This is a genomic window from Mucilaginibacter aquaedulcis (assembly GCF_030409325.1).
GTDB lineage: Bacteria > Bacteroidota > Bacteroidia > Sphingobacteriales > Sphingobacteriaceae > Mucilaginibacter > Mucilaginibacter aquaedulcis.
In genome coordinates this window covers 221,127-244,589 of record NZ_JAUFPR010000008.1, presented here as the reverse complement: position 1 = coordinate 244,589, position 23,463 = coordinate 221,127, and the positions used below count along the sequence as shown (strand labels likewise).

Genomic DNA, 23,463 nt, shown 5'->3' with positions numbered 1-23,463 from the left:
GCTTGTTATGCTTTTTCGTATTCAGAATGGTCAACGCTATCAAACTTGATCAAGTTATCTTTGTAGAACTCTACATGCTCTGCCTCGAAGTGTCCTTTTGCTATTAATTTCTTCTTAGCCTGCTCACTTGAGCTCTTCAGTAATAATTTCACTTCGGCAATAGCTACTGAAGGTAATACTCTGATGAAAAGAAGGAACATGGTAAAGAATATACCTATTGAGCCCACAAACACACCCACATCTATCCAGGTTGGGTAAAACATAGCCCAGCTTGATGGAATATAATCACGATGTAAAGAAGTTACGATGATCACAAAACGCTCAAACCACATACCGATGTTTACGATGATAGATAATACCCATGAGATAGGGATGTTTGTTCTAACTTTTTTCGACCACATCATCTGGGTCATCAATACGTTACAGCCGTACATCATACAAGCAGCCCACCAGTAAGGTCCAATAAACCTGTTTAAGAAGGTATATTGCTCATACTCGCCACCTGAGTAGTAAGCTATAAAGAACTCAGTAATATATGCCACACCTACAACCGAACCTGTTACCAGAATAATTTTATTCATGGATTCGATGTGGAACATGGTGATATAATTTTCAAGTCCTAATACTTTCCTCGTTACCAGCAATAGTGTTTGCACCATGGCGAAACCAGAGAAAATAGCTCCCGCAACGAAGTAAGGAGGGAAAATGGTAGTATGCCATCCCGGTTCAAGCGATGTAGCAAAGTCCATAGATACAATGGTGTGTACCGAAAGTACCAGTGGTGTTGATAAACCTGCCAAAATAAGTGACACAGTTTCAAAACGTTGCCAGGTTTTAACAGAACCGGTCCAACCGAATGATGCTACCGAATAAATACGGCGGCGAAGACCGGTTGCACGGTCACGGATTGAAGCCAGATCCGGCAATAAACCTGTATACCAGAATACTAATGAAACTGAGAAGTAAGTTGAAATCGCGAATACGTCCCAGATAAGCGGTGAGTTAAAGTTAACCCATAAAGAACCGTACTGGTTTGGTAATGGAAGCGAATAAAGAGCCATCCACGGGCGACCCATGTGAGCACCGATGTAAGTGGCCGCGCAAATTACCGCGAAGATGGTCATCGCCTCGGCAGAGCGGTTAATTGAGTTACGCCAGTTTTGACGGAACAGTAACAATACAGCCGAGATCAGTGTACCGGCGTGACCGATACCTACCCACCATACGAAACCAGTGATATCCCAGGCCCATCCTACAGTTTTGTTCAAACCCCATGATCCGATACCGTACCAGAATGTGTAGCTTATAGAAAACACCCAAAGTAATGCTCCTAATGATGCTACGGTAAAACCTATCCACCAGGCTTTCCCCGGCATATTTTCTACAGGGCGCAATATATCGTCAGTAATCTGACCATAGGTAATGTTTTTACCCGTTATTAACGGTTCCCTTATTATTGATTCACTATGAGATGCCATATATTTTAATCTCTGTATATAAAAATTTTAAGCCTCTAATTCTGATACGTTTCTAATTTTTGTTTGGTAACCAATACCTGGCTGTACGTTCAATTCCTCAAGCACGTAATAAGTTCTTTCGCTCTTCAATGCTTTTGAAACTTCTGAATTAGGATCATTTCTGTTACCAAAAACAATGGCGTTTGCAGAACATGTTTGCTGACAGGCAACTTTGATCTCACCATCTTTCAACGGACGTTTTTCAATTTTTGCCTTTAATTTACCAGCTTGTATACGTTGTACGCACATTGAGCATTTTTCCATTACACCGCGGAAACGGGTAACAACATCAGGGTTTAATACCAGTTGAGTATGCTCATTGTTCAGGTAGTTATCAAAACGAGAATCGTTCCAGTAGTTGAACCAGTTAAAACGGCGAACTTTGTATGGACAGTTATTTGCGCAATAACGTGTACCTACGCAACGGTTGTAGGCCATCTGGTTTAAACCTTCTGATGAGTGAACGGTTGCTAATACCGGGCAAACTGTTTCGCAAGGTGCGTGATCACAGTGCTGGCAAAGCATAGGCTGGTGAACTACTGACACACGGTCAAAAGCATCATCTTCCAATTTCGCAATCTCGTATTCTTCAGTAACGTTTTCGTTTTTCTCTTCGTAGCTGTAGTAACGGTCGATACGTATCCAATGCATTTCGCGACGGCGGCGTACTTCGTCTTTACCTACAACAGGGATATTGTTTTCTGCGCTACAAGCTACCACACAGGCACCACAACCGGTACATGCATTAAGATCGATAGCCATAACCCAGTCATAAACAGGGCGGTCGTGACTTGGCACATCCCATAAGCTCTCTTCGTCGTAGTTTTTATGGCCACCCTCGTTACCGCTATGTACGGCAGGGTTCTTTTTGTATTCAGAAAATTTAGCTTCGCGGATCACGCTACGACCTTCGTATGAATGGTGCGTTTGTGTTTGCGCAAGCGGAGATTTAACGCTTGTTTTATCAAAAGTGCTAACTATAGCGCTGGTTTGGAAAGTTCCATTGCGGAAGCTGTAGAAAGGGAATGCATTTTTACCTACATTATTACCTACAGGGCCAGCTTGTGTACGGCCGTAACCTAAAGCTATGGAGATAGTTCCCTGAGCCTGACCTGGTTGTGCCAGTACAGGAAGTTCAACTGTATAACCATTAGCTGTAATTTTGATTACATCGCCTTCGTCAAGCTTTAATTTTTTAATATCAGCAACAGAAACTGCTACAAAGTTATCCCAGGTAACTTTCGATACCGGATCAGGCAACTCCTGTAACCATGGATTGTTAGCACGTTTACCATCACCTAAAGCTTGTGATTGATACACTTGTAACTCAAATTTACCATCACCGGCAACAAGGGCTGCGCTATGAGTTAATATGGTTTGAGCAACTGCATTCAGATCACGGCTGAAGGTATAAGCACCTGCAGTATTTGCAGGAGTATTGATCATACCGGTTTGCAATAAGGTTTCCCAACCTTTTTGGCCAGATAAACCACCTTTTGCTAACAGGCCATTGTTCCAGTTATTACGTACATAAGTGTAGTAATCTTTGACCGCGTTTTCTGACCATACCAACAAGCTGTGTTCTGCCTGGCGGGTATTGTAAACCGGGTTAATGGTTGGCTGTATTACAGTATAGTATCCTTCAAGAGCATTTGAATCACCCCATGACTCTAAGTAGTGATGATTTGGAGCAACTACGTTTGCTAAGCTTGCTGTTTCATCATCATGATCAGCAAATGATACTTTTAAACGAACTTTATTAAGAGCGGTTTTAAATTCGGCACCTTTAAAGTAATCATAAGCAGGATTAACATTCAGTAAAAATACTGCTGCAACCTCACCACGATTCACTTCATTGATAAACTCAACAAACTCAGCATCGTTACCGGCGTATTGTTTTGATGGGTTATCCAAATCAATAGTAGTTCCGTAGCTACCTAATAATGAGTTGATGGCGTTAACTAAAACCTGAGTAGCTACATCATTTGAACCTGCTACAACTAAAGCTTTTCCTTTAGCGGCAACCAATTCTTTAGCAGCTAAAGTGATTGCATTATCAACCGCTTTATTAGTTAATTTTTTAGAACCTGGTAAAGTTGTACCAGAGATAGCGTTATATAAGCTGATCAGCGCGATACCTTCTTCAGATGGTTTAACCGGGTAACGGTTATCTGCGTTGGTACCAGTTAAGCTCATTCCAGTTTCAAACTGGATATGGCGCGACATCTTTTTGTTTTTAAGCGACTGGCCATTACGGTTTGATACGTACTGACGGGTAAACTCTTCGCCCGAGATCCAGGTTCCAAGAAAATCAGCACCAAAGCTTACAATAACATCAGCTTTATCAAAGTTATAGTGAGGTAGAACGGCTTTACCAAAGCTGTTTTGGTTAGCCTGAATTATACCTGTATAAGACACCGCGTCGTAATTAATATGTTTAGCAGTTGGATATTGCGCAATGAAATCAGCAATAACAGCTAAAGTAGAAGGGCTGTGTACGGTTGAAGTTATTAAGCGGATGTTTTTACCCGCTGCTTTGATAGCTGCAAGTTCTTTAATAACAAAAGCATCAACTTCTGACCAACCTGCATCGCTGCCGTTCAGTTTTGGATCTTTCAAACGGTTTACATCGTACAGATCAAGTACCGATGCCTGAGCCTGTGCACCCAAACCACCTTTAGCGAAAACATCATTCGGGTTACCCTCAACTTTAATAGGGCGGCCTTCACGGGTTTTAACCAGGATAGCCTGTCCTTCATAAGTTGAAGAATAATAGTTAGCTACACCAGGAGTAACCTCCTCAGGTTTAATAAGGTAAGGAATTGATTTGTGTACAGGAACACGCTGACAGGCAGCCAATGTTACCGCACCCACACCAAAGCCAAGCGCTTTTAAAAAGTCACGGCGTGGAGTTTTAGCCGATAAACCGTCGCCACTAAGTATTTCCTCAATTGGAATCGGTTCGGCAAACTCGTTTTTATTTTTCTCAACAAATTCTGGTGTTCTGTTTAGTTCTTCTAAACCTTTCCAGTATTTTTTATTGCTGTCCATTTAAGTTATATAAACTGTAATGCTAAAAATTCTTATTAATTAATAGTGACATTTACCGCACTCGATACCACCTAATACTGCGGCAGTAACCTTCTCGCCCTTCTTGATCTTGTCATGAGCAGCAAGTATGCTATCATAGTAAGCGTTTCCTTTACCGTTAACTTCGGTACGTTTGTGGCACTGAATACACCATTTCATGGTAAGCGGTGAGTATTGGTAAACCTCTTTCATGGTTTGAACCGGACCATGACAAGTTTGACATTTGATACCGCCAACTTTTACGTGCTGTGAGTGGTTAAAGTAAGCCAGATCAGGCAGGTTGTGAACGCGTATCCATTGGATAGGCTTAGCCGCAGTGCTGTCATACTTTTGTGTTTTTGGATCGTAACCCAAAGCATCATATATTTTGTGAATCTCTGGCGACTCGGTTTTAACAACCTTGTGGCAGTTCATACAAACGTTTAATGATGGTATAGAAGCATTTTTAGATTTGTAAGCTCCTGAGTGGCAGTACTGACAATCAATTTTCATTGTACCAGCGTGCAGCTCATGTGAGTATTTAATTGGCTGTACCGGTTGGTAGCCTGTGTGTACGTTAGTGTTCCATAACGTAACCCATCCCCAGCTGCCCATAGCGATAGTACCGCAAAGGATAATGAAGAAAACAAGCTTCTTATTTTTAAGGATACTTTTAATCAGTTCAGCTTTCTTATCAGCAGCTTCGGCAGCAGCAGGCTCAGCTTCTTCTTCAATTACAACACCTTTACCTTTAAGTAATAAGCGCTCTAATGTAGCTACTACCCTGTTTAATACTAATATTACGATAAACGCAATAATAATAACTGCTATCAATCCCCAGATAACCATACTGCTCGGACCGCTTTCAGCTGCAGCAGCGTTAGCGCCACCGGCTGGGCCACCTTTGGCCTTTTCGTCCTGCATGGTTTTCCATGAGCCGCGTACATACGCTAATATGTTACCTACATCACCGTCAGAAAGCTCGGTGAATACGGTCATGCCAGCCTGGTTAAACTGATTGTAGATCTTTAACGCTTTTGGATTTTTTGCTGCGATCAACGCCTGGTTGTTCTGGATCCACTGGATAAGATACTTGTCGTCCGTTTCTTCGGTAAGCTGCGGACCCAGGGCGGGACCAACAAGCTGCACGTCGATCTTATGACAGGCTGTACATTTGGCTTTAAATATTGCCTCGCCTTTAGCCGCGTCGGCCTGAGCATAAGCATTTGAAAGACCCCAAAAAGCAAACCCGGCAATTAACACAACCGACCTTGAGAATTGTTTAAAAATCAATGAGAAGCTTCTCATAAAGTGTAATTATGCTAAATAATTTTTATATTAATGTTTGAACCCGCTGTAAAGATGTATGCACCATCTGATATTTACAGGCACAAAAGTAAAATTTATTACAGTATCGCTGACACATAAATGACACCAACCTATAATTTATAATCGTTCTAAATAATCGCAAAAAGCCTTTTAAATACAAATAGAGGCCTTTTTGGCCGGCAATGCCATTTTTTGCGGATCGATTGCATTGCCGGCCAATTGAAAATTTAAATTATTGTTTTAATATCCAGGCAAATATCAGGGGAGCAACAATTGTGGCGTCGCTTTCTACAATAAACTTAGGCGTATGGATATCCAGTTTACCCCAGGTTATTTTTTCATTTGGCACAGCACCTGAGTATGAGCCATATGATGTTGTTGAATCAGATATCTGGCAGAAGTAGCTCCAGAACGGAACGTCATGCATTTCCATATCCTGGTAAAGCATCGGTACAACGCAAATCGGGAAATCGCCGGCAATACCACCACCTATCTGGAAAAAGCCAATGCCTTTACCCGATGAGTTTTTGGTATACCAATCGGCAAGCCAGGCCATATATTCAATACCACTTTTCATGGTTGATGCCTTTAACTCGCCTTTAATAATATAAGATGCAAATATGTTACCCATGGTACTGTCTTCCCAACCCGGAACAACAATAGGCAGGTTCTTTTCGGCAGCAGCCAGCATCCATGAATTTTTAGGGTCAATTTCATAATACTGCTCCAGCTCGCCGCTTAGTAATATTTTGTACATATACTCGTGCGGAAAGTAACGCTCACCACTGTTATCAGCATCTTTCCATATTTTGTGGATATGTTTTTGCAAACGGCGGAAAGCTTCTTCTTCCGGGATACAGGTATCGGTAACGCGGTTATAGTGATTTTCAAGCAGGTCCCACTCTTCCTGTGGGCTCAGGTCGCGGTAGTTAGGTACCCTTTTGTAGTGCGAATGTGCTACAAGGTTCATGATATCCTCTTCCAGGTTGGCACCTGTACATGATATAATAGCAATTTTATCCTGGCGTATCATTTCGGCCAGCGAAATACCCAGCTCAGCTGTACTCATGGCACCGGCAAGGGTAACCATCATTTTACCGCCTTCGTCAAGATGCGTTTCGTATCCTTTGGCGGCATCCATTAATGCTGCTGAGTTAAAGTGCAGGTAGTTTTTTTCAATAAACTGCGAAATAGGTCCTCGTGTGATGCTCATAGTGTATCAATAAAATTCGGCACAAAAGTAGGCATTTTATTGATGTGAGGATGTGCAAATTTCAGATGTGCAAATGAGTGGATGTGGAAATATGCATATTTCAGACGTGCAGATGGATTGGAATAAAAATTATGCGGTTTCTTCACGTATTTTAATGGTACGTATTTTAGGCAGGTTATTTTCATTATCGAGACTCCGCACATTTTCATCATCTACCCATCTTCACATTCGCATATCTGCACATCCACGCATTCGCACATTTCCACATCTATAATCATATATTTGCGGCCGCATTACCTATGAAAAAAATAATCATCACTCTGCTTATATTAACAGGCGTTCAAAGCGCCTTTTCACAAACCAAGCTGCTTCCAAAATTTATCCGCAAAATGTATTTTGATAAGGATACTACTAAAAAAAGTAGCTTTGTTATTTTACCGGTACTCAGTTCGGCGCCCGAAACAGGGCTTGAAGCCGGAGGTGCCGGTTTATATTCCTTTTATACAGATACAGTAAGTCGCATAACCCGGGTATCAAACATTTTTGGTTATGCCACCCTTACTACTAAAGGACAAAACAGGCTAAGCCTGAGCACCAGCTACTGGACACCTCAAAACAAATATCACTTTACTGCAGGCATTGGTTATATCAATTTCCCTTTTGACTTTTACGGCATCGGCAATAATACACTCAAAGCCAATACCGACCGTATTGGCCAGAAACGCCTTAAAGTAAACTTTGCTGCTGAAAAAAAAGTAGCTGATAATTTTTATGTGGGCGTAGTTGCCGGCGGCGACCATTATAGCTTTAGTGATGGACAAGCCAACAGTATTTTTTATACCGACCCTCGTGTGCAGTTCAGGGATGGCGGCACGAGTGTATATGTAGGCCCAAGCCTTATTTTTGATAGCAGGAATAATAATACTTATACCACCCGTGGCGCTTTAATCACTACTTCACTGCAATTAACCAAAGGCATTTCAGGCTTTGATTATAAGGGAGGCTTTTTTAATTTCGAGTACAGCCAGTTCTTTTTGCTAACCAAAAAATTAGTACTGGGGATAGATATTCAGGACCAAAGCATGCTCGGCGGCCAATCGCCGTTTTTTCTGCTGCCAGCCATGGGTAACGACGAAATTATGCGGGGCTACTACAATGGCCGTTATCGCGACCGTAACTTAACCGTTGGCCAAACTGAACTGCGTTACCGTTTGAGCGAGCGTATTGGTGTAGTTGGTTTTGTGGGCACCGGCGAAGTGTTTAACAAAGATTTTAGCTTCAGCGAACTGAAACCAAATTACGGAGGCGGTCTGCGTTACTTTTTCGACATAGAAAAAGGTCTGAGCATCCGTGCCGATTACGGCATTGGTCAAAAAATTGCAGGCGAAGCCAGGCAGAGCGGCTTTTATGTTGGTTTAGGGCAATCTTTTTAAGTTAGTTCATAGATCATAGTTAATAATTTTCTAAATCCTATGATCTATGAACCATAAACTACTAACAATCAGTATCTGATCAAAAAGTGCTCCTTTTCGGCTCTGCCAGGTTTAAAAAACACCAGACCTATCCAAAACAGATCAACTGTAACGGTAACCTGCGGATGCGCTTTGATCAGGGCCCAGGCTTCTTTCATGCCTTCGCTCCAGTAAATATCATCAAATATCAATAACGTGCCCTCATGTACTTTTGGCAGGCACCACTCAAAGTACTTCAGGGTAGCATCCTTCTGGTGGTTGCCGTCAACAAATACAAAATCAAGTTTATCTATATCCTTTATTACAGCAGGAAGGTTATCGTCAAAATTTCCGGTTATCAGATCAATAGCTGTAAACCCGACTTGCTCAAAATTCTCCTTAGCTACAGCTGCAGTTTGCGGACACCCTTCCAACGTGTAAACATGTGCATCTGGCGCAGCATTTTGCAGATACAGGGTGGTTGTGCCCAGGCAAGTGCCTAATTCAATAATATTTCGGGGCTTAAAATGCGCTGCCAGCCGGTAAAGCAATTGTGCCAGTTTAGGCTGCTTTAGGGCATTAGCCGCAATATCGCCTATACGTTTTTGCTTGTTATTGTTCAGAAGCGAACCAGCGCCCAGATCGGTAACGGAAATCACGCGATTGTCAACAAGTAATTTCTGGCGTATATTTTCAACCTCATGGTATACTTTTTGGTCGGCATAATCGTAGATCACAGTATCAACCAGCTTGTAAACAAACGGAGAGTGTAAGCCGTGCCTGTTTTTTGCCCTGAGGCGGTGCAACAGGTAATCCTTAACAAACCTAAAATTTAACATCGCTGTAAAAATAAATAAAGGTTTAGTATTTTAGCATTGCAGCGTATGATTAATCCGAATGAAGTAAATTCCCTGATCCGCTTACTTGACGACCCTGACAGTGAGATATATGAACATGTGCATGCCAAGTTACTGGCATATGGTGTAGAAGCTATTTCTTATCTTGAAACCGCTTTTGAGCAGGCTTTTGATGCCGTACAACAGGAACGCATTGCCAACCTGGTTCACGAAATTCAGTTCGCCACACTTAAAAACGATCTCAGGCTATGGCACCAAAGCGGCGCTTTTGACCTGCTGCAGGGTATCCTGATCATTAACCGTTATCAATACCCTGATCTTGACGAGCAAAAGATCATTAACCAGATTGAAGGTATTAAACGCGACATCTGGATACAAATGATGCACGAGGCCAGCCCAAAAGAACAGATCAAACTCATTAACCACGTTTTTTACAATATATACGGCTTTAGCGGCAATACCTCAAATCATCTTGACCCGCAGAACAGTTATCTGAGCCAGGTGTTGGAAAGCAAAAAAGGCAACCAGATATCGCTGGCCATTATATATTCTATTGTAGCCCAAAAGCTGGATATACCCGTTTATGGCGTAAACCTGCCGCAACACTTTATCCTGGCCTATTTGGACGAAAGCCAGCAAAGCGAATTTGAGAGTGGCATACTGTTTTATATAAATGCCTTTAACAAGGGCTTTATATTTGGCCGCAGGGATGTGGATATGTTTCTGAAACAGCTTAACCTTAAATTTGACAAGCAGTTTTACGAACCCTGCTCCAACACCGATATTATTAAACGGGTGATCCGTAACCTCATAAGCGCCTACGAAAATTTAGGTGCCGCAGAAAAAGTTGCCGAGATGAACGAATTACTGGAAATATTGGAATAATTGATCCTCCCCTGCCCCATTTATGACAAATACTCCATCAAATGACATCGTTACCCCCAGGTTGATACTCCGGGTTATGAGTAATGAAGTTATTGAAGCGTGTTTGGCAGGAAACTTACGCATTGCAGGGCGCCTGTTAGGGGCCAGCATTCCAGAAGATCTGTTGGAGCATACCAGCAGTTTTAAATATGGGCAGCAGCAACTTAATGATGATCCTGATTATTTGCCTTGGTCGGCCAGGGCGCTGATTTTACCTGAGGAAAAGGTGATGATCGGCCTGATTCGTTTCCACACCCGTCCCGATCCTGAATATCTGCACACTTATGTGCGCGATGCCGTTGAGCTGGGTTACCGCATATTTAAAAACTACAGGAGGCTCAATTATGCAACTGAAGCTATCAAAGCAATGATGACCTGGGCGCAAACTGAATTTGGCATCAATAAATTTGTTGCTTCCGTGTCACCCGAAAATAAGCCATCACTCCAGTTAGCAACCCGCATTGGCTTTACAAAAATTGGCGAAGCAATAGATGATGTCGATGGTATGGAATATGTTCTTTTATTTGAAAGAGATAAGAAAGACCTTTTAAATTGAGCTTTTTTTTCCTTTTAACTATTTGAATTTCGCCGATTAAACTTACCCTTTTGCCCTTCATAATTAGGCTATTAACCTAATAAGCCTTTTTCTTCTGTGATATGGAAAATATTTTTGTTCAGAAAACAGGAAGCCATGACAGACGAACAAATAATCAGGGATAAAATTACCACCCTCGGTGATATTTTTAAAAACCCCAACGATGAGCTTTTCAACACTCTTTTTACAGCCGATTGTGATTATATCACCTTTATGGGTGAGCACTTAAAAGGCATCAAAGAAAACTTACGAGTACATACCGCCCTGGCAAATAACTGGTTATTTAAAGGCGCTGAATTGTTTACAGACATTAAGCAAATTAAATTCCCGGCCGAAAATGTTGCTATAGTTATTGCCACGGGAGCTATCAAATTCCGCTGGCAAAAAAAGGTTAATAAAAAGAGGCTATCCATCAATACAAACGTTTTTGTAAAGCAAAACGCCGATTGGAAGATAGCCTCATTTCAAAATAACAGGATCAAAGCACCAAATTTTATTCAGCGGCTGATGATGGGTAAATAACTATTTACTTGCTCCACCCTTCAAAAAACCGTTCTCATCCAGCCAGTTGGCGGCCCAATCAAACCATTTGTCTTTGCTTTTGGAATTATTTAGGCCAAAGCCGTGGCCGCCTTCCTGAAAAAGGTGCATTTCGGCCTTTACATGGTTTTTGAGCAGGCCATCATAAAACAACAGGCTGTTTTCTACCGGAACTGTTTGATCGTCCTGCGCATGTATCAGAAATGTTGGTGGTGTATTGGCAGTAATTTGTTTTTCGTTTGAATACAGGTCAACCTGCGCTGCGGATGGTGTTTTCCCGATCAGATTTTCTCTTGAACCGGTATGTGCATGTTCGCCGAAAGTAATTACCGGGTAAATGAGCATCATAAAATCAGGACGAACACTGATGTTTTCCTTATTCTCAATCACCACTTTATCAAAATGCGTTCCGGCTGTTGAGGCCAGGTGCCCTCCTGCAGAAAAACCGATGATACCAATTTTAGCCGGATCAATACCCCATTCCGCAGCACGCTTGCGCACTGTCATGATAGCTGCTTGCGCATCCTGCAACGGCCCAATTGATTTATCGCCCATAATATCATCACTGGGCAGGCGATACTTTAAAACAAAGGCAGTAACACCAATTTTATTGAACTCCTGCGCAATAGCTGTACCTTCATGTGCCGATGCCAGAATACTGTAACTGCCACCCGGACACACCACAATAGCGGCACCATTGGCCGTGCCCTTTGCAGGCAAATAAGGTGTTATAGTAGGGTCGGTAACTTTAGAGATATGAAAATCCTTATTGGTGCTTTCCACATAAGCAGCCGGGGCCGGTTTTGAATTAGGCACACCTTTTTGATATAAAGGGATTGATTTTTCCTGGCTGTAAGCCATAGTTGTGGCAATGGTTAAAATAAAGGCAGATAAGATAAATTTCATAGGTCAGTTTAATATGGTGAGGGCAAAATACTATTTCTACCCGAAACAAAAAACGGTGCTGTTGATGCAGCACCGTTTTTATTGTAACATTATAGTGGTAATTATTTAAAAATTAACCTTTTGGCCCGCCAAACTCCATCAGATAAGCTTTCAGGAAATCGTTAATATCTCCGTCGAGCACTGCCTGCGCATTGGAGGTTTCATGATCTGTACGCAGATCTTTCACCAGTTTGTATGGGTGCAGCACATAGTTGCGGATCTGCGATCCCCACTCTATTTTCTTTTTATTACCCTCAATGGTATTGGTGATCTCCATGCGTTTACGCATTTCAATTTCATACAATTGCGATTTTAACAAGCGTATAGCATTATCCTTATTCTGAAGCTGTGAGCGCGACTCCTGGTTTTTGATTATAATGCCCGATGGTTTGTGATATAAACGCACAGCGGTTTCAACCTTATTCACGTTTTGCCCGCCGGCACCGCCTGAACGGAAAGTTTCAAACTCAATATCGGCAGGATTAATGTCAATTTCTATCGTATCATCAACCAGCGGATACACATATACCGATGCGAATGAAGTATGGCGTTTGGCATTGGCATCAAACGGAGATACCCTTACCAAACGGTGAACGCCGTTTTCGCCTTTAAGGTAGCCATAGGCAAAATCGCCTTCCAGCTGCAGGGTTACCGTTTTAACACCGGCCACATCACCGGGCTGGTAATCCTGTTCGGTTACTTTATAGCCGTTTTTCTCTCCCCACATGATATACATGCGCATGAGCATACCTGCCCAGTCGCAGCTTTCGGTACCACCGGCACCTGCGGTTATTTGCAGTACGGCATGAAACTGGTCTTCTTCGGCCGAGAGCATGTTTTTAAACTCCAGCTCTTCAACCACTTTTATGGCCGCGTTGTATTGTTCCTGCATTTCGGCTTCAGTAGCATCTCCGCCCTGGTAAAATTCAAACAACACACCGGTATCATCAATAGCTGATGCCACTTTCTGAAATTCGTCTGTCCAAACTTTCTTTGCTTTGATGGATGCCAATACCTTTTCGGCTTCCTTAGGGTGATCCCAAAAATGCGGACCTACAGTTATTTCCTGTTCTGTATGTAATAGTTCAAGCTTCTTGTCGATGTCAAAGATGCCTCCTCAGGGAAATTACTCTATCCCTTAAATCCTGAATCTGTTCTTTAGTCATTTGGCAAATATATACAATTTGATAATCGGCTTAAATAAAAAGGCCTGCAAATTGATCAAACAATTTGCAGGCCCGGACATAGTGTACTACGATATTTTAAGCCACCATTAGTTTATTAACCAAAATACTCAAATCGGCACGGTTACCATTGAGTTTGGTTAGCATATTGGTTAAACCAAATTCTTTGATCTGTTCGCTTTTTGATTCGCGTACCAGCTGCTGCATAACAGCAGGGATCAGTGAGTTTGCCGTTTCCAGCGCATGAATTGGGTCTATATGATAAAACGTATTTAAACGGTTAGCAAACCTGTTAACTATGCTTGATACTAATGAATGATTGTAAATACCCGATGACTGAAAATACTTTATAAGATCCTTCAATTTACCATTTTCCATCTGGCCCTTTAAAACCTCAATTATTGAACTCGAGGCCTCAATCATCACTGCGTTGTGGTGTTTTGCAGGAATTTCGGGGTTGTTAATAACAGCCGTCCCGGCGTTATTTTTTACAAGCAAAAAAAGTTTTTCAAACATAACCTTCTATATTTTTACTTAAATTTACAAATTGATGGCAAATCACTCATTTGATTACCATCCGAACAAATATATTAAATAAACATTTGAAATTTCAAAACAGTTGTCAAATATTTTTAAAATTATCGTAATTTTTCAGTGTAAAACAAACACTATGTATACGGTGTTAAAATAACACGAAGAATCATCCAAAAATCATTAGTTTAACTTTTAACATCTACCTAACAATTAACTTATTACTTTTGATAAAAACCATACAATTATGTTGCCAAATACAGATTTCACCACAACCCAGAGCTACAAATATTTGGCCGATCACTACATTGATATTGTAGCGAAAAGCCTCAAAGGATTATTTGACTCTGATGATCAGCGCTTTAAAAAATTTTCAATTCAGTTTGAAGATATTTTGCTTGATTATTCCAAAAACCGTATCGATGACCAAACCATTGCTTTGCTGATACAACTGGCAAAAGAATGTTCGGTAAACGAGGCAATTGAAGCCATGTTTTCTGGCGAAAAAATTAACGTTACTGAGGGCCGTCCCGTGCTTCATATAGCGCTGCGCAACCGCAGTAACAAACCTATTTATGTTGACGGTAAAGATGTGATGCCCGATGTAAATAGCGTGCTTGAACACATGAAAGATTTCAGCAACGCTATTATTTCCGGCGATTGGAAGGGTTATACAGGCAAACCTATTACCGATGTGGTGAACATTGGTATTGGCGGCTCTGATTTGGGCCCGGTGATGGTTACCGAAGCTTTAAAAGCTTACAAAAATCACCTGAACCTTCACTTTGTTAGTAATGTTGACGGTACTCATATTGCTGAAACATTAAAAGTTGTTGATCCTGAAACCACCCTGTTCCTGATAGCTTCAAAAACATTTACCACCCAGGAAACTATGGGTAATGCCCACAGTGCCCGCGACTGGTTCTTGGCTGCAGGCGCTACTGAAGCTGATGTGGCTAAACACTTTGCCGCTTTATCAACCAATGCTGCCGCGGTTGAAAAATTTGGCATTGATACCAAAAACATGTTTGAATTTTGGGATTGGGTAGGCGGCCGTTATTCGTTATGGAGCGCTATCGGTCTTTCTATATCCTTGAGCATTGGTTTCGATAACTTCGTTAAGTTATTAGAAGGTGCACATGCTACCGACGAGCATTTCCGTACTGCGGAGTTTGAGCAGAACATCCCAGTTATTATGGCATTAATAGGCATCTGGTACAATAACTTTTTTGAGGCCGAAACCAACGCCATTTTACCCTATGATCAATACATGCACCGCTTTGCCGCTTATTTTCAACAGGGCGACATGGAAAGCAATGGTAAGCATGTGGATAGAAACGGTAAGGAAGTTGACTACTCTACCGGCCCGATCATTTGGGGTGAGCCAGGCACCAACGGTCAGCATGCTTTTTACCAACTGATACACCAGGGTACCAAATTGATCCCTGCCGATTTTATAGCTCCTGCTCAGTCGCATAATCCGCTGGGTGAGCATCATAACATGTTGCTGTCAAACTTCTTTGCTCAAACAGAAGCTTTGATGAACGGTAAAACCGAAGAGGTTGTTATTGAAGAGTTAAAAGCAGCCGGCAAAACAGATGAAGAAATTGCAGCAATTGCACCTTTCAAAGTATTTGAGGGTAACAGACCTACCAATTCATTCCTGCTTAAAAAGATCACTCCGCATAGCTTAGGTTCATTAATTGCGATGTACGAACATAAGATATTTGTACAAGGCATTATCTGGAACATCTACAGCTTTGATCAGTGGGGAGTTGAGTTAGGCAAACAATTGGCAGGCAAAATATTACCTGAGCTTAAAGATAACAGCGAGATCAGCAGCCATGATTCATCAACCAACGGTTTGATCAATCAATACAAGGCCTGGAGGTAAGCCCCCCATACTAAAACAAAAAGAGCCCGCAAATGCGGGCTCTTTTTGTTTTTACATCAACTTACATAGGCTAAAGCCTAAAGAAGTAAATTTGATTTAGATTATTTTTCTTCCTGTAATGGAAAAGAATCTTGGTAATCGTTGGCATCAAAACTTCCTAAGCCCTTTGGGTTTTCTCCATACTCATTCCATTCAGGTATGCCTTCTTCAAATATCAGCCAAAGAAAGTACAGGGGAATTATTTGCCACCAGCCACTTTTGCCCAAATCATGACATCTTTTTGCACCCTGTGACCATAAGAACCATAGAAGTGGAATAGCGGCCAAAAGTAAAATTTTAGGCCCGTTATCACCGTCCACTACTAAGCGAATGGCAACATAACAAACCGAATAAATAATAAAGCTAATACCGTATTCAGTACGCCTGATGCGGCCATTAAAAGAAAAGAGATTTTTAAACATACATTAAATGATAAGGTTCATCTAATGTATGTATTTATATGCTATAATTTCAAAATTACTTCTTCACAAACTTCACCTGGTACAAATGAGGCCATTTTTTGCCCGCTACAAATAGGCGCTGACCTTTGGCATCCCAAGCTATACCGTTAAGCACATTGTTGCCCCAGTCACGGTCCTGTGGCCTTTCAGACATGGGGTATAGGTTCTTCATATCCACCCTTTGTAATACTGCACCGGTTTTAGGGTTAATAACCAAAATAGTATCTGTTTGATACACGTTGGCATATATTTTACCATCTATATATTCCAGCTCATTGATAGAATCTATTTGCCGCTGATCATCGCACACATCTATAAAACCTTTTTGCTGGTAAGTGTCCTTATCCAAAAACCATATGCGGTTGGTGCTATCATCCATGTATAGCTTTTTACCATCATAGCACATGCCCCAGCCTTCAACACCTACATTGTTGGCAAAGGTTTTCTCCAGTTTCAAAGTAACTTTATCATAAACAAACCCTACCTTTTCCCTGTAGGTAACCTGTACTACCTTATCTCCTATCACTGATAAACCTTCGCCAAAATATTGATCGCCGAGTTTAGTTTGTTGCAGGATCTTTCCGGTTGGCAGATCAACCTTTCTTATGGTAGAGTGACCCGGTTCTCCGGTACTCTCAAATAACACACCATCTTCATATTGTAAACCTTCTGTGTAGGCGCTGGTGTCATGCGGAAATACTTTTTCAACCTTGTAGGTAAGCTGTTCCGGAGCTTTGCCAGCCAGCAATAGTATATTGGTAGTTACATCCTGATCTTTCCCGGCCGCGTAAACTTTGGCGGTAATTACCTTAATACCCAGCGGAATGGTGTCTGTTTTTAAACTGATGCCTGAGGTATCTTTACCCACACCTAATTTTAAGGCATCAAGCATATATACTATCGAGTCTACTTTTGCATCTGCAGGGTAGCTTACTTTGATCTTTACTTCGTCGCCCGCTTTATAGGTAGCGCCCGCTTCGGGGCTGATACTATAACTACCTCCGGTATTTGTAGTACTGTTGTGGCAACCAAATGCCAGTAATGCAGCGGCAATAAAAAAGCCTTTTATTTTGTTATTCATCATGTTATGTAGCCGATGGCCAAAACGCATCTTCAATATGGTTTAGTATATAATTTTTATTTCTGTCGAACAAAATAGCGATAATATCAAAACGTACCTCGCCCTGGTGGTTCATCAGGTAAATATATTCATCTGCCGCGTTTGCCAGTAATTTTTGTTTACGTGCATCCACAAAATCCTCAGGCTCGCCAAAACTATTACCTGTGCGGGTTTTAACCTCGGTAAATATAATAACCTTGTCTTTATAAGCAATCAGGTCAATCTCGGCCTTGCCGTAGGTCCAGTTTTCGTCCAGTATTTCATAACCGGATTTTTCCAGATGTGTTTTAGCTAATGTTTCGCCGGTGCGGCCCAGGTCGAGGTGTTGGGCCATTATTTGATGATTACCGAGCCCAGGAAATCGGAGATACTTTTTTCAACCTTTTTCATGCGGATGTACTGATTCAGCAGAATTTCCTGATCAGCTTCGGTATCGGCCTTTTGCAGTTCGGTACGCAGGTTTTCGAGTATCTTGCCAACCTTGTATTTTTTAAGGTGAAATATAGCCCCTAAAATGGTAGCCTTCATATTGGCCGTTTCATCATGCACCATGATCTTGTGCATCTCGTACCAGTTCTCGCTCAGAATATATTTGGTAGATAACAGGTTTACCGTAATATCAACAATGCCTTTATCCTTATGATGGATAAAATAAGTATCATCAGGCAGAACGCCATTTTCAACTTCCTGCCGGTAAATTTCCATAAACTGCTTACAGTCGGGATGTTCAAAAGTAACGTCGCTTAGTTCAGCTATGATGAAAGGCCCAATATAGGTATTGGCGATTCCATCCCAATCTATCATTTTATTACCATATAAAAGCAGCAGCCTGATGATCTCCTTTTCCTGAATACTTTCATCCTTAGCTACGTTTACCTCTGGTTCATCAAAAAAGTTGGGTTCATCGGGCGGCGGTTCGTTAAATCTGGAGCTTTGTTGTTGCTGCTGCCCGTCCTTCTTGGCTTTGGCCTGGCGCATTTTATTTAGTTCAGACAGCAGCGAACGCTCATCTATCTGTAATAAATAACTGCATTCCTTTATAAAAACCGACGCCTTGATGGAATCGGGTATTTTAGCAATACTCTCAACAATCTCCCGGATAATTTCGGCCTTCTTGATAGGGTCATTACCGGCATCTTTTAAAAGCAGGTTAGCTTTATAGAGGATAAAATCCTTCTTGTTTTCTTCTATATGCTTTTTAAACGCGCTGGTACCCACCAGGCGCACATATGAGTCAGGATCATGCCCGTCGGGAAAAGAAACCACCTTTACGTTTAGCCCGGCTTCCAATATCATGTCCAGTCCGCGCAGGGATGCTTTGATACCGGCCGCATCGCCATCATATAAAATGGTGATATTTTGGGTAAAACGGCTTATCAGCCTGATCTGTTCAGACGTTAGTGATGTACCCGACGATGCCACCACATTTTCGATGCCTGCCTGATGAACTGAAAGCACATCGGCATAGCCTTCAACCAAGTAACAGTTATCCTCATCCCTGATGGCCTTTTTTGCGAAGTAAAGGCCATAAAGTACGTTCGACTTATGGTATATTTCAGACTCGGGCGAGTTCACGTATTTGGGTACGTTCTTATCTTTTTTAAGCGTACGACCGCCAAAGGCAATAACACGCCCTGTAAAGCTATGTATCGGGAACATCACGCGGCCACGGTAGCGGTCATATAACGCACCGTTATCTCGCTTAACGGATAATCCGCTTTCAACCAGGAATTGTTCTTTGTAGCCTTCCCTGATGGCAGTACCCGTAAAAGCTTCCCATTGATCGGGCGAGTAGCCAAGCTCAAACTTTTTAATGGTTTCGTTGGTAAAACCGCGTTCCTTAAAATAGCTCAGGCCAATGTTTTTACCTTCATCGGAATCCAGCAAACTTTCATGAAAAAATTTGGATGCAAAGCCCGTTACGATCATGAGGCTCTCGCGGCGCTGCTCTTCCTCCCGGTTTTCAGGGGCATCTACGGTTTCTTCTACCTCTATCCCATATTTTTTAGCCAGCCATTTCAGGGCCTCAGGATAGCTGAATTTTTCCAACTCCATTAAAAAGGTAACCGCGGAGCCTCCCTTACCTGTAGAGAAATCTTTAAAAATGCCTTTTGCCGGCGAAACCGTGAACGATGGGGTACGCTCATTGGCAAACGGCGACAGGCCAACATAGTTAGCACCGCGTTTTTTTAACTGCACAAATTCCCCTATCACCTCCACAATGTCGGTGGCTTCCATAATACGGTCGATAGTGGATTTTATGATCATGCGCTAAAATGCAAATGTAGGGCAAATCATCAAATGATAATTAACAAACGTTAAGGTACGGTTTTATTTAATTGATTGTGATGGCTTTAAAAATGTTATGGCAATTCCGGCAAGTATAATGACGCTGCCAATAATTTCTTTCAGCGCCAGGGTTTCATGCAATAAGAATACAGCCATAATGCCCGCTATAACCGTTTGCCCCAATAATGCTATGGATACTTTTGTTCCCTCTAAAAATTTAAGGGAGTAATTTATGGTTATCCACCCGGTTAACTGGCATAACAAGCCCATGCCTAAAAAGCATAACCACGCGTTTAAAGAAAAACTAACCATGTTATTCCCCTGCCAGATACCGATGACCAGTAAAAACACACTTGCTGCCAGCATATTATAAAACATGAACACCAACGTTCCGATGCGTTTTAAAATATTATTGGTGATCACTATATAAATGGCATAAAACAAACTGGCCAGCAGCGCCAGCACAATACCAATATTAAACTGCAAATGCATAATATTCTGATAACCTACCAGTATGATCATGCCCAATATGGCTACACAGGTACCGGCCCAAAACAACAAGCCTGATTTTTTACGTAGGATGAAAAAACTAATCAAACCTACCCAAACCGGAGCCAGGTTGGCCAACAGAGTTGATACGGTGGCGCTGATGTGCTGCAATGAAATATTCCACACAGCTATATCTGATGCGAAAATGAGGCCGCCGAACATAGCCGTCATCATATCTTTTTGAGCTATTTTAAGATCGATTTTGGCCAGGCAATATGGAGCCAAAACCACCCAGGCAGTAAAAACACGAAAAAAAGCCGTAGTTATAGGCGACACCCCTGCAAGCTTTACAAATATTGGCGAAAACGAGATACACAGAATGCCAATAGCCAGGCTTAGTTTAGGATTCATACCGAACAATAAAATGAGTGGCAAACTTACGCTATTTATCATTAACTTAATGATATTGTAGCGTTTAGAAAACACGGTGCGTATTACTATAATACCAATTCAATAAACATGAAAACCTTCCTATTTATCTTATCATCTTTACTAACCTTATTGATAGCAGGCTGCACTAAACAAACCAGTTGCTGTGTACTACCAAAACCGACTAACCAAATTTTTGCGAAAAAGAATGGTAACGACTGGCGTGGCCCCTCACAAATAGCCTATAAAACACCTGCCAGCACTGATACGGTTATTTTAACAGCACATGTTGGCGAAGAGAACATAAATTTAATACTAAAAAAGGTCTCTTCTAATAGTTATGTCTTTACAGATGCCAGTTTCTTTACCACGGTTGGGCAAGATGTTATAGTAAATAGCTATGTATTAGTTAAATCAGCAAACAATCAATTCTCAACTATTGTAAGTGATAGTGGGAAAGTTTTAGAAGGCACTTTTTCCCTGAATCTTAACCGGGTTTATGGCAATCCGGCCACTGCATACCCTGATACGCTTAGCTTTAAAAGTGGCTTTTATAAAGCAACATGGCAGTAAAATTGCTATGAGCTCCGATACTTGCTTTACATAATTAATTGTATTTTTGCGGCTCTAAAAAAAATATAATATATGAGCCAGCGAGTAAAGATCAAAGCATTGCTGCAAAGCCAGCAAACCGATGTTGATGTAACAGTTAAGGGATGGGTACGTGCATTCCGTTCTAATCGTTTTATTGCTTTGAATGATGGCTCAACCAATAATAACATCCAAATTGTTGTTGATTTTGAAAACACCGATCCTGCATTGCTAAAACGCATTACAGTAGGTGCAGCGATAAGCGTTGTTGGTAAACTTGTAGCATCACAGGGTAAAGGCCAAACCGTTGAGGTAATAGCCGCCGATATTGAAATATTAGGTGACAGCGATCCTGAAAAATATCCTATTCAGCCTAAAAAGCACAGCCTGGAGTTTTTGAGGGAAAATGCGCACCTGCGTTTTCGCACAAGCACTTTTGGCGCCATTTTCCGGGTACGCCACAGCCTGGCATTCGCGGTACATCAGTTTTTTCATGAGCGTGGTTTTGTCTACCTGCATACACCTGTTATTACCCAGTCGGATGCTGAGGGTGCGGGCGAAGCCTTCCACGTAACCAATTTCGATCTGGCAAACGTTCCGAAAACAGATACCGGCGAAGTTGATTATAAACAGGATTTCTTTGGTAAATCAACTAACCTTACCGTATCTGGTCAGTTAGAGGGTGAGTTGGGCGCTATGGCCCTGAGCGATATTTATACATTTGGCCCTACCTTCCGTGCCGAAAATTCCAATACTACCCGCCACCTGGCCGAGTTTTGGATGATAGAGCCCGAAGTAGCTTTTAATGATCTGGATGATAACATGGACCTTGCCGAGGACATGCTTAAATACGTGATCAAATACGCCCTTGATAAAAATGCCGACGATATTGAGTTTTTAACTCAACGCCTGCAGGAAGAGGAAAAACAAAAACCACAGAACGAACGCTCAGAAATGACACTGTTTGAAAAACTGCAGTTTTGTTTAGATCACGACTTTGAGCGATTAACTTATACTGAGGCTATCGAGATCCTGAAAGAATCCACCCCGAATAAAAGGAAAAAATTCCAGTACCCTGTTGAAGGTTGGGGAACCGACCTGCAAAGCGAGCATGAGCGTTACCTGGTTGAAAAACACTTTAAAAAACCAGTGATCCTGACAGATTATCCTAAGAATATCAAAGCGTTTTACATGCGCCAAAACGAGGTTGATGCCAACGGCCACGAAACCGTACGTGCCATGGATATTTTATTCCCGGGCATTGGCGAAATTGTAGGTGGTTCACAACGTGAAGAACGTTTGGATAAACTGGAGCAACGCATGGACGAAATGGGCATACCTAAAGATGAATTATGGTGGTACCTGGATACCCGCCGTTTTGGCTCATGCCCCCATGCCGGCTTTGGCCTTGGCTTTGAGCGTCTAGTGCTGTTTGTAACCGGAATGGGCAACATCCGCGATGTGATCCCTTTCCCAAGATTTCCGAAAAACGCCGAGTTTTAAATATGATAAACCCTCTCCATTTTGGAGGGGGTTTTGTATTTTTAGCCTATGCCTGTAATTGAATTAGCTACACATATCAACGCCCCTATAGGCAAATGTTTTAATCTGGCCCGCAATATTGATGTGCACATGGCATCAACCAAACGAACCGGCGAAAGGGCCATAGCAGGTCGTACCAGTGGCCTTATTGAACTTCACGAAACTGTAACCTGGCGGGCAAAACATCTGGGCTTTTGGCAAACGCTCACTTCAAAAATTACGGAGATGGAATACCCCAACTTTTTTACCGATGAATTGGTAGAGGGAGCCTTCAAAAATTTCAGGCATGAGCATTATTTTTATTCCATAAACGCGCAAACACTTATGAAAGATATTTTCAGATTTGAATCGCCGGGAGGCATGATCTTCGATTTTATTTTTTTGAAAAACTACATGACCCGCCTTTTAGAAAAACGTAACCAACTCATCAAAGAAATAGCGGAAATGAGCTAAG

Annotated in this window: 21 protein-coding genes; 8 read left to right on the top strand and 13 right to left on the bottom strand. The window is 41.8% G+C overall.

Features of this window, described 5'->3' with window-relative positions; genetic code table 11:
* Positions 1-5: 5 nt before the first annotated feature.
* The 4 genes from nrfD to QWZ01_RS25140 form a co-directional block, all read right to left on the bottom strand.
* Positions 6-1,478: an NrfD/PsrC family molybdoenzyme membrane anchor subunit gene (gene nrfD / locus QWZ01_RS25155; protein WP_290328396.1), complete on the bottom strand. Its 1,473-nt coding sequence runs from the start codon at positions 1,476-1,478 to the stop codon at positions 6-8.
* Between the two features lie 27 nt (positions 1,479-1,505).
* On the bottom strand, positions 1,506-4,568 hold the full coding sequence (locus QWZ01_RS25150; protein ID WP_290328394.1) for a TAT-variant-translocated molybdopterin oxidoreductase: 3,063 nt from the start codon (positions 4,566-4,568) through the stop codon (positions 1,506-1,508).
* A gap of 39 nt (positions 4,569-4,607) precedes the next feature.
* Complete coding sequence (locus tag QWZ01_RS25145; protein WP_290328391.1) at positions 4,608-5,894, bottom strand: c-type cytochrome; 1,287 nt, start codon at positions 5,892-5,894, stop codon at positions 4,608-4,610.
* A 253-nt stretch (positions 5,895-6,147) separates the two neighbouring features.
* A complete protein-coding gene (locus QWZ01_RS25140; RefSeq protein WP_290328389.1) occupies positions 6,148-7,128 on the bottom strand; it encodes a deoxyhypusine synthase family protein in 981 nt (326 codons plus the stop codon).
* 299 nt (positions 7,129-7,427) lie between these two features.
* Between QWZ01_RS25140 and QWZ01_RS25135 the strand changes: the two genes are divergently transcribed.
* Positions 7,428-8,561: a BamA/TamA family outer membrane protein gene (locus QWZ01_RS25135; RefSeq protein WP_290328387.1), complete on the top strand. Its 1,134-nt coding sequence runs from the start codon at positions 7,428-7,430 to the stop codon at positions 8,559-8,561.
* A gap of 68 nt (positions 8,562-8,629) precedes the next feature.
* Here QWZ01_RS25135 and QWZ01_RS25130 read toward each other — a convergent pair whose 3' ends face one another.
* Positions 8,630-9,418, bottom strand: a complete 789-nt coding sequence (locus QWZ01_RS25130; RefSeq protein ID WP_290328385.1) for an O-methyltransferase — start codon at positions 9,416-9,418, stop codon at positions 8,630-8,632.
* A 45-nt stretch (positions 9,419-9,463) separates the two neighbouring features.
* Between QWZ01_RS25130 and QWZ01_RS25125 the strand changes: the two genes are divergently transcribed.
* From QWZ01_RS25125 to QWZ01_RS25115, 3 genes are all read left to right on the top strand, one after another.
* A complete protein-coding gene (locus tag QWZ01_RS25125) occupies positions 9,464-10,321 on the top strand; it encodes a transglutaminase-like domain-containing protein (protein ID WP_290328383.1) in 858 nt (285 codons plus the stop codon).
* A 76-nt stretch (positions 10,322-10,397) separates the two neighbouring features.
* A complete protein-coding gene (locus tag QWZ01_RS25120; protein WP_290328381.1) occupies positions 10,398-10,916 on the top strand; it encodes a GNAT family N-acetyltransferase in 519 nt (172 codons plus the stop codon).
* Between the two features lie 96 nt (positions 10,917-11,012).
* Positions 11,013-11,477 carry an SgcJ/EcaC family oxidoreductase gene (locus QWZ01_RS25115; RefSeq protein ID WP_290328379.1) on the top strand — a complete coding sequence of 155 codons (465 nt, stop codon included), beginning with the start codon at positions 11,013-11,015 and terminating at the stop codon, positions 11,475-11,477.
* Here QWZ01_RS25115 and QWZ01_RS25110 read toward each other — a convergent pair whose 3' ends face one another.
* The 3 genes from QWZ01_RS25110 to QWZ01_RS25100 form a co-directional block, all read right to left on the bottom strand.
* The gene (locus QWZ01_RS25110) at positions 11,478-12,401 is read right to left on the bottom strand and encodes an alpha/beta hydrolase (protein ID WP_290328377.1); all 924 of its coding nucleotides are present in this window, start codon (positions 12,399-12,401) and stop codon (positions 11,478-11,480) included.
* A 112-nt stretch (positions 12,402-12,513) separates the two neighbouring features.
* Positions 12,514-13,606, bottom strand: a protein-coding gene (prfB, locus tag QWZ01_RS25105; RefSeq protein WP_290328375.1) for a peptide chain release factor 2 whose coding sequence is annotated in 2 segments (ribosomal slippage) — positions 12,514-13,545 and positions 13,547-13,606 — 1,092 coding nt in all. Because the reading frame shifts where the segments join, the coding sequence is not laid out codon by codon here.
* 96 nt (positions 13,607-13,702) lie between these two features.
* Positions 13,703-14,140, bottom strand: coding sequence for a hypothetical protein (locus QWZ01_RS25100; protein ID WP_290328373.1), 438 nt, complete (start codon positions 14,138-14,140; stop codon positions 13,703-13,705).
* A gap of 262 nt (positions 14,141-14,402) precedes the next feature.
* Here QWZ01_RS25100 and pgi point away from each other — a divergent pair, with 262 nt between their 5' ends.
* Complete coding sequence (gene pgi, locus QWZ01_RS25095) at positions 14,403-16,049, top strand: glucose-6-phosphate isomerase (RefSeq protein ID WP_290328371.1); 1,647 nt, start codon at positions 14,403-14,405, stop codon at positions 16,047-16,049.
* A 101-nt stretch (positions 16,050-16,150) separates the two neighbouring features.
* Here the strand turns inward: pgi and QWZ01_RS25090 are convergent, their stop codons facing one another.
* From QWZ01_RS25090 to QWZ01_RS25070, 5 genes are all read right to left on the bottom strand, one after another.
* A complete protein-coding gene (locus QWZ01_RS25090; protein WP_290328369.1) occupies positions 16,151-16,510 on the bottom strand; it encodes a DUF805 domain-containing protein in 360 nt (119 codons plus the stop codon).
* 55 nt (positions 16,511-16,565) lie between these two features.
* Complete coding sequence (locus QWZ01_RS25085) at positions 16,566-17,633, bottom strand: glutaminyl-peptide cyclotransferase (protein WP_290328367.1); 1,068 nt, start codon at positions 17,631-17,633, stop codon at positions 16,566-16,568.
* Between the two features lies 1 nt (position 17,634).
* A complete protein-coding gene (locus tag QWZ01_RS25080; protein ID WP_290328365.1) occupies positions 17,635-18,003 on the bottom strand; it encodes a YraN family protein in 369 nt (122 codons plus the stop codon).
* Positions 18,003-19,937 carry a DNA primase gene (gene dnaG, locus QWZ01_RS25075; protein ID WP_290328363.1) on the bottom strand — a complete coding sequence of 645 codons (1,935 nt, stop codon included), beginning with the start codon at positions 19,935-19,937 and terminating at the stop codon, positions 18,003-18,005. The genes QWZ01_RS25080 and dnaG overlap by 1 nt, the downstream gene beginning before the upstream one ends.
* A gap of 63 nt (positions 19,938-20,000) precedes the next feature.
* Entirely contained in the window at positions 20,001-20,858 is an 858-nt protein-coding gene (locus QWZ01_RS25070; protein ID WP_290328360.1) for a DMT family transporter, read from the bottom strand.
* Positions 20,859-20,966: 108 nt separating this feature from the next.
* Between QWZ01_RS25070 and QWZ01_RS25065 the strand changes: the two genes are divergently transcribed.
* The 3 genes from QWZ01_RS25065 to QWZ01_RS25055 all read left to right on the top strand — a co-directional run bounded on the left by QWZ01_RS25065 (position 20,967) and on the right by QWZ01_RS25055 (position 23,462).
* Positions 20,967-21,449, top strand: coding sequence for a hypothetical protein (locus QWZ01_RS25065; protein WP_290328357.1), 483 nt, complete (start codon positions 20,967-20,969; stop codon positions 21,447-21,449).
* 72 nt (positions 21,450-21,521) lie between these two features.
* Positions 21,522-22,970: an asparagine--tRNA ligase gene (asnS, locus tag QWZ01_RS25060; RefSeq protein ID WP_290328355.1), complete on the top strand. Its 1,449-nt coding sequence runs from the start codon at positions 21,522-21,524 to the stop codon at positions 22,968-22,970.
* A 48-nt stretch (positions 22,971-23,018) separates the two neighbouring features.
* Positions 23,019-23,462: an SRPBCC family protein gene (locus QWZ01_RS25055; protein ID WP_290328353.1), complete on the top strand. Its 444-nt coding sequence runs from the start codon at positions 23,019-23,021 to the stop codon at positions 23,460-23,462.
* Position 23,463 lies beyond the last annotated feature (1 nt).

What these genes read in the sequence shown, in the direction of transcription:
- QWZ01_RS25130 (WP_290328385.1), bottom strand. Translation starts at nt 9,418, where the DNA reads ATGTTAAATTTTAGGTTTGTTAAGGATTACCTGTTGCACCGCCTCAGG.
- QWZ01_RS25150 (WP_290328394.1), bottom strand. Translation starts at nt 4,568, where the DNA reads ATGGACAGCAATAAAAAATACTGGAAAGGTTTAGAAGAACTAAACAGA.
- QWZ01_RS25145 (WP_290328391.1), bottom strand. Translation starts at nt 5,894, where the DNA reads ATGAGAAGCTTCTCATTGATTTTTAAACAATTCTCAAGGTCGGTTGTG.
- QWZ01_RS25140 (WP_290328389.1), bottom strand. Translation starts at nt 7,128, where the DNA reads ATGAGCATCACACGAGGACCTATTTCGCAGTTTATTGAAAAAAACTAC.
- QWZ01_RS25110 (WP_290328377.1), bottom strand. Translation starts at nt 12,401, where the DNA reads ATGAAATTTATCTTATCTGCCTTTATTTTAACCATTGCCACAACTATG.
- QWZ01_RS25125 (WP_290328383.1), top strand. Translation starts at nt 9,464, where the DNA reads ATGATTAATCCGAATGAAGTAAATTCCCTGATCCGCTTACTTGACGAC.
- QWZ01_RS25120 (WP_290328381.1), top strand. Translation starts at nt 10,398, where the DNA reads ATGAGTAATGAAGTTATTGAAGCGTGTTTGGCAGGAAACTTACGCATT.
- pgi (WP_290328371.1), top strand. Translation starts at nt 14,403, where the DNA reads ATGTTGCCAAATACAGATTTCACCACAACCCAGAGCTACAAATATTTG.
- asnS (WP_290328355.1), top strand. Translation starts at nt 21,522, where the DNA reads ATGAGCCAGCGAGTAAAGATCAAAGCATTGCTGCAAAGCCAGCAAACC.
- QWZ01_RS25090 (WP_290328369.1), bottom strand. Translation starts at nt 16,510, where the DNA reads ATGTTTAAAAATCTCTTTTCTTTTAATGGCCGCATCAGGCGTACTGAA.
- dnaG (WP_290328363.1), bottom strand. Translation starts at nt 19,937, where the DNA reads ATGATCATAAAATCCACTATCGACCGTATTATGGAAGCCACCGACATT.
- QWZ01_RS25085 (WP_290328367.1), bottom strand. Translation starts at nt 17,633, where the DNA reads ATGATGAATAACAAAATAAAAGGCTTTTTTATTGCCGCTGCATTACTG.
- nrfD (WP_290328396.1), bottom strand. Translation starts at nt 1,478, where the DNA reads ATGGCATCTCATAGTGAATCAATAATAAGGGAACCGTTAATAACGGGT.
- QWZ01_RS25100 (WP_290328373.1), bottom strand. Translation starts at nt 14,140, where the DNA reads ATGTTTGAAAAACTTTTTTTGCTTGTAAAAAATAACGCCGGGACGGCT.
- QWZ01_RS25080 (WP_290328365.1), bottom strand. Translation starts at nt 18,003, where the DNA reads ATGGCCCAACACCTCGACCTGGGCCGCACCGGCGAAACATTAGCTAAA.
- QWZ01_RS25070 (WP_290328360.1), bottom strand. Translation starts at nt 20,858, where the DNA reads ATGAATCCTAAACTAAGCCTGGCTATTGGCATTCTGTGTATCTCGTTT.
- QWZ01_RS25055 (WP_290328353.1), top strand. Translation starts at nt 23,019, where the DNA reads ATGCCTGTAATTGAATTAGCTACACATATCAACGCCCCTATAGGCAAA.
- QWZ01_RS25065 (WP_290328357.1), top strand. Translation starts at nt 20,967, where the DNA reads ATGAAAACCTTCCTATTTATCTTATCATCTTTACTAACCTTATTGATA.
- QWZ01_RS25135 (WP_290328387.1), top strand. Translation starts at nt 7,428, where the DNA reads ATGAAAAAAATAATCATCACTCTGCTTATATTAACAGGCGTTCAAAGC.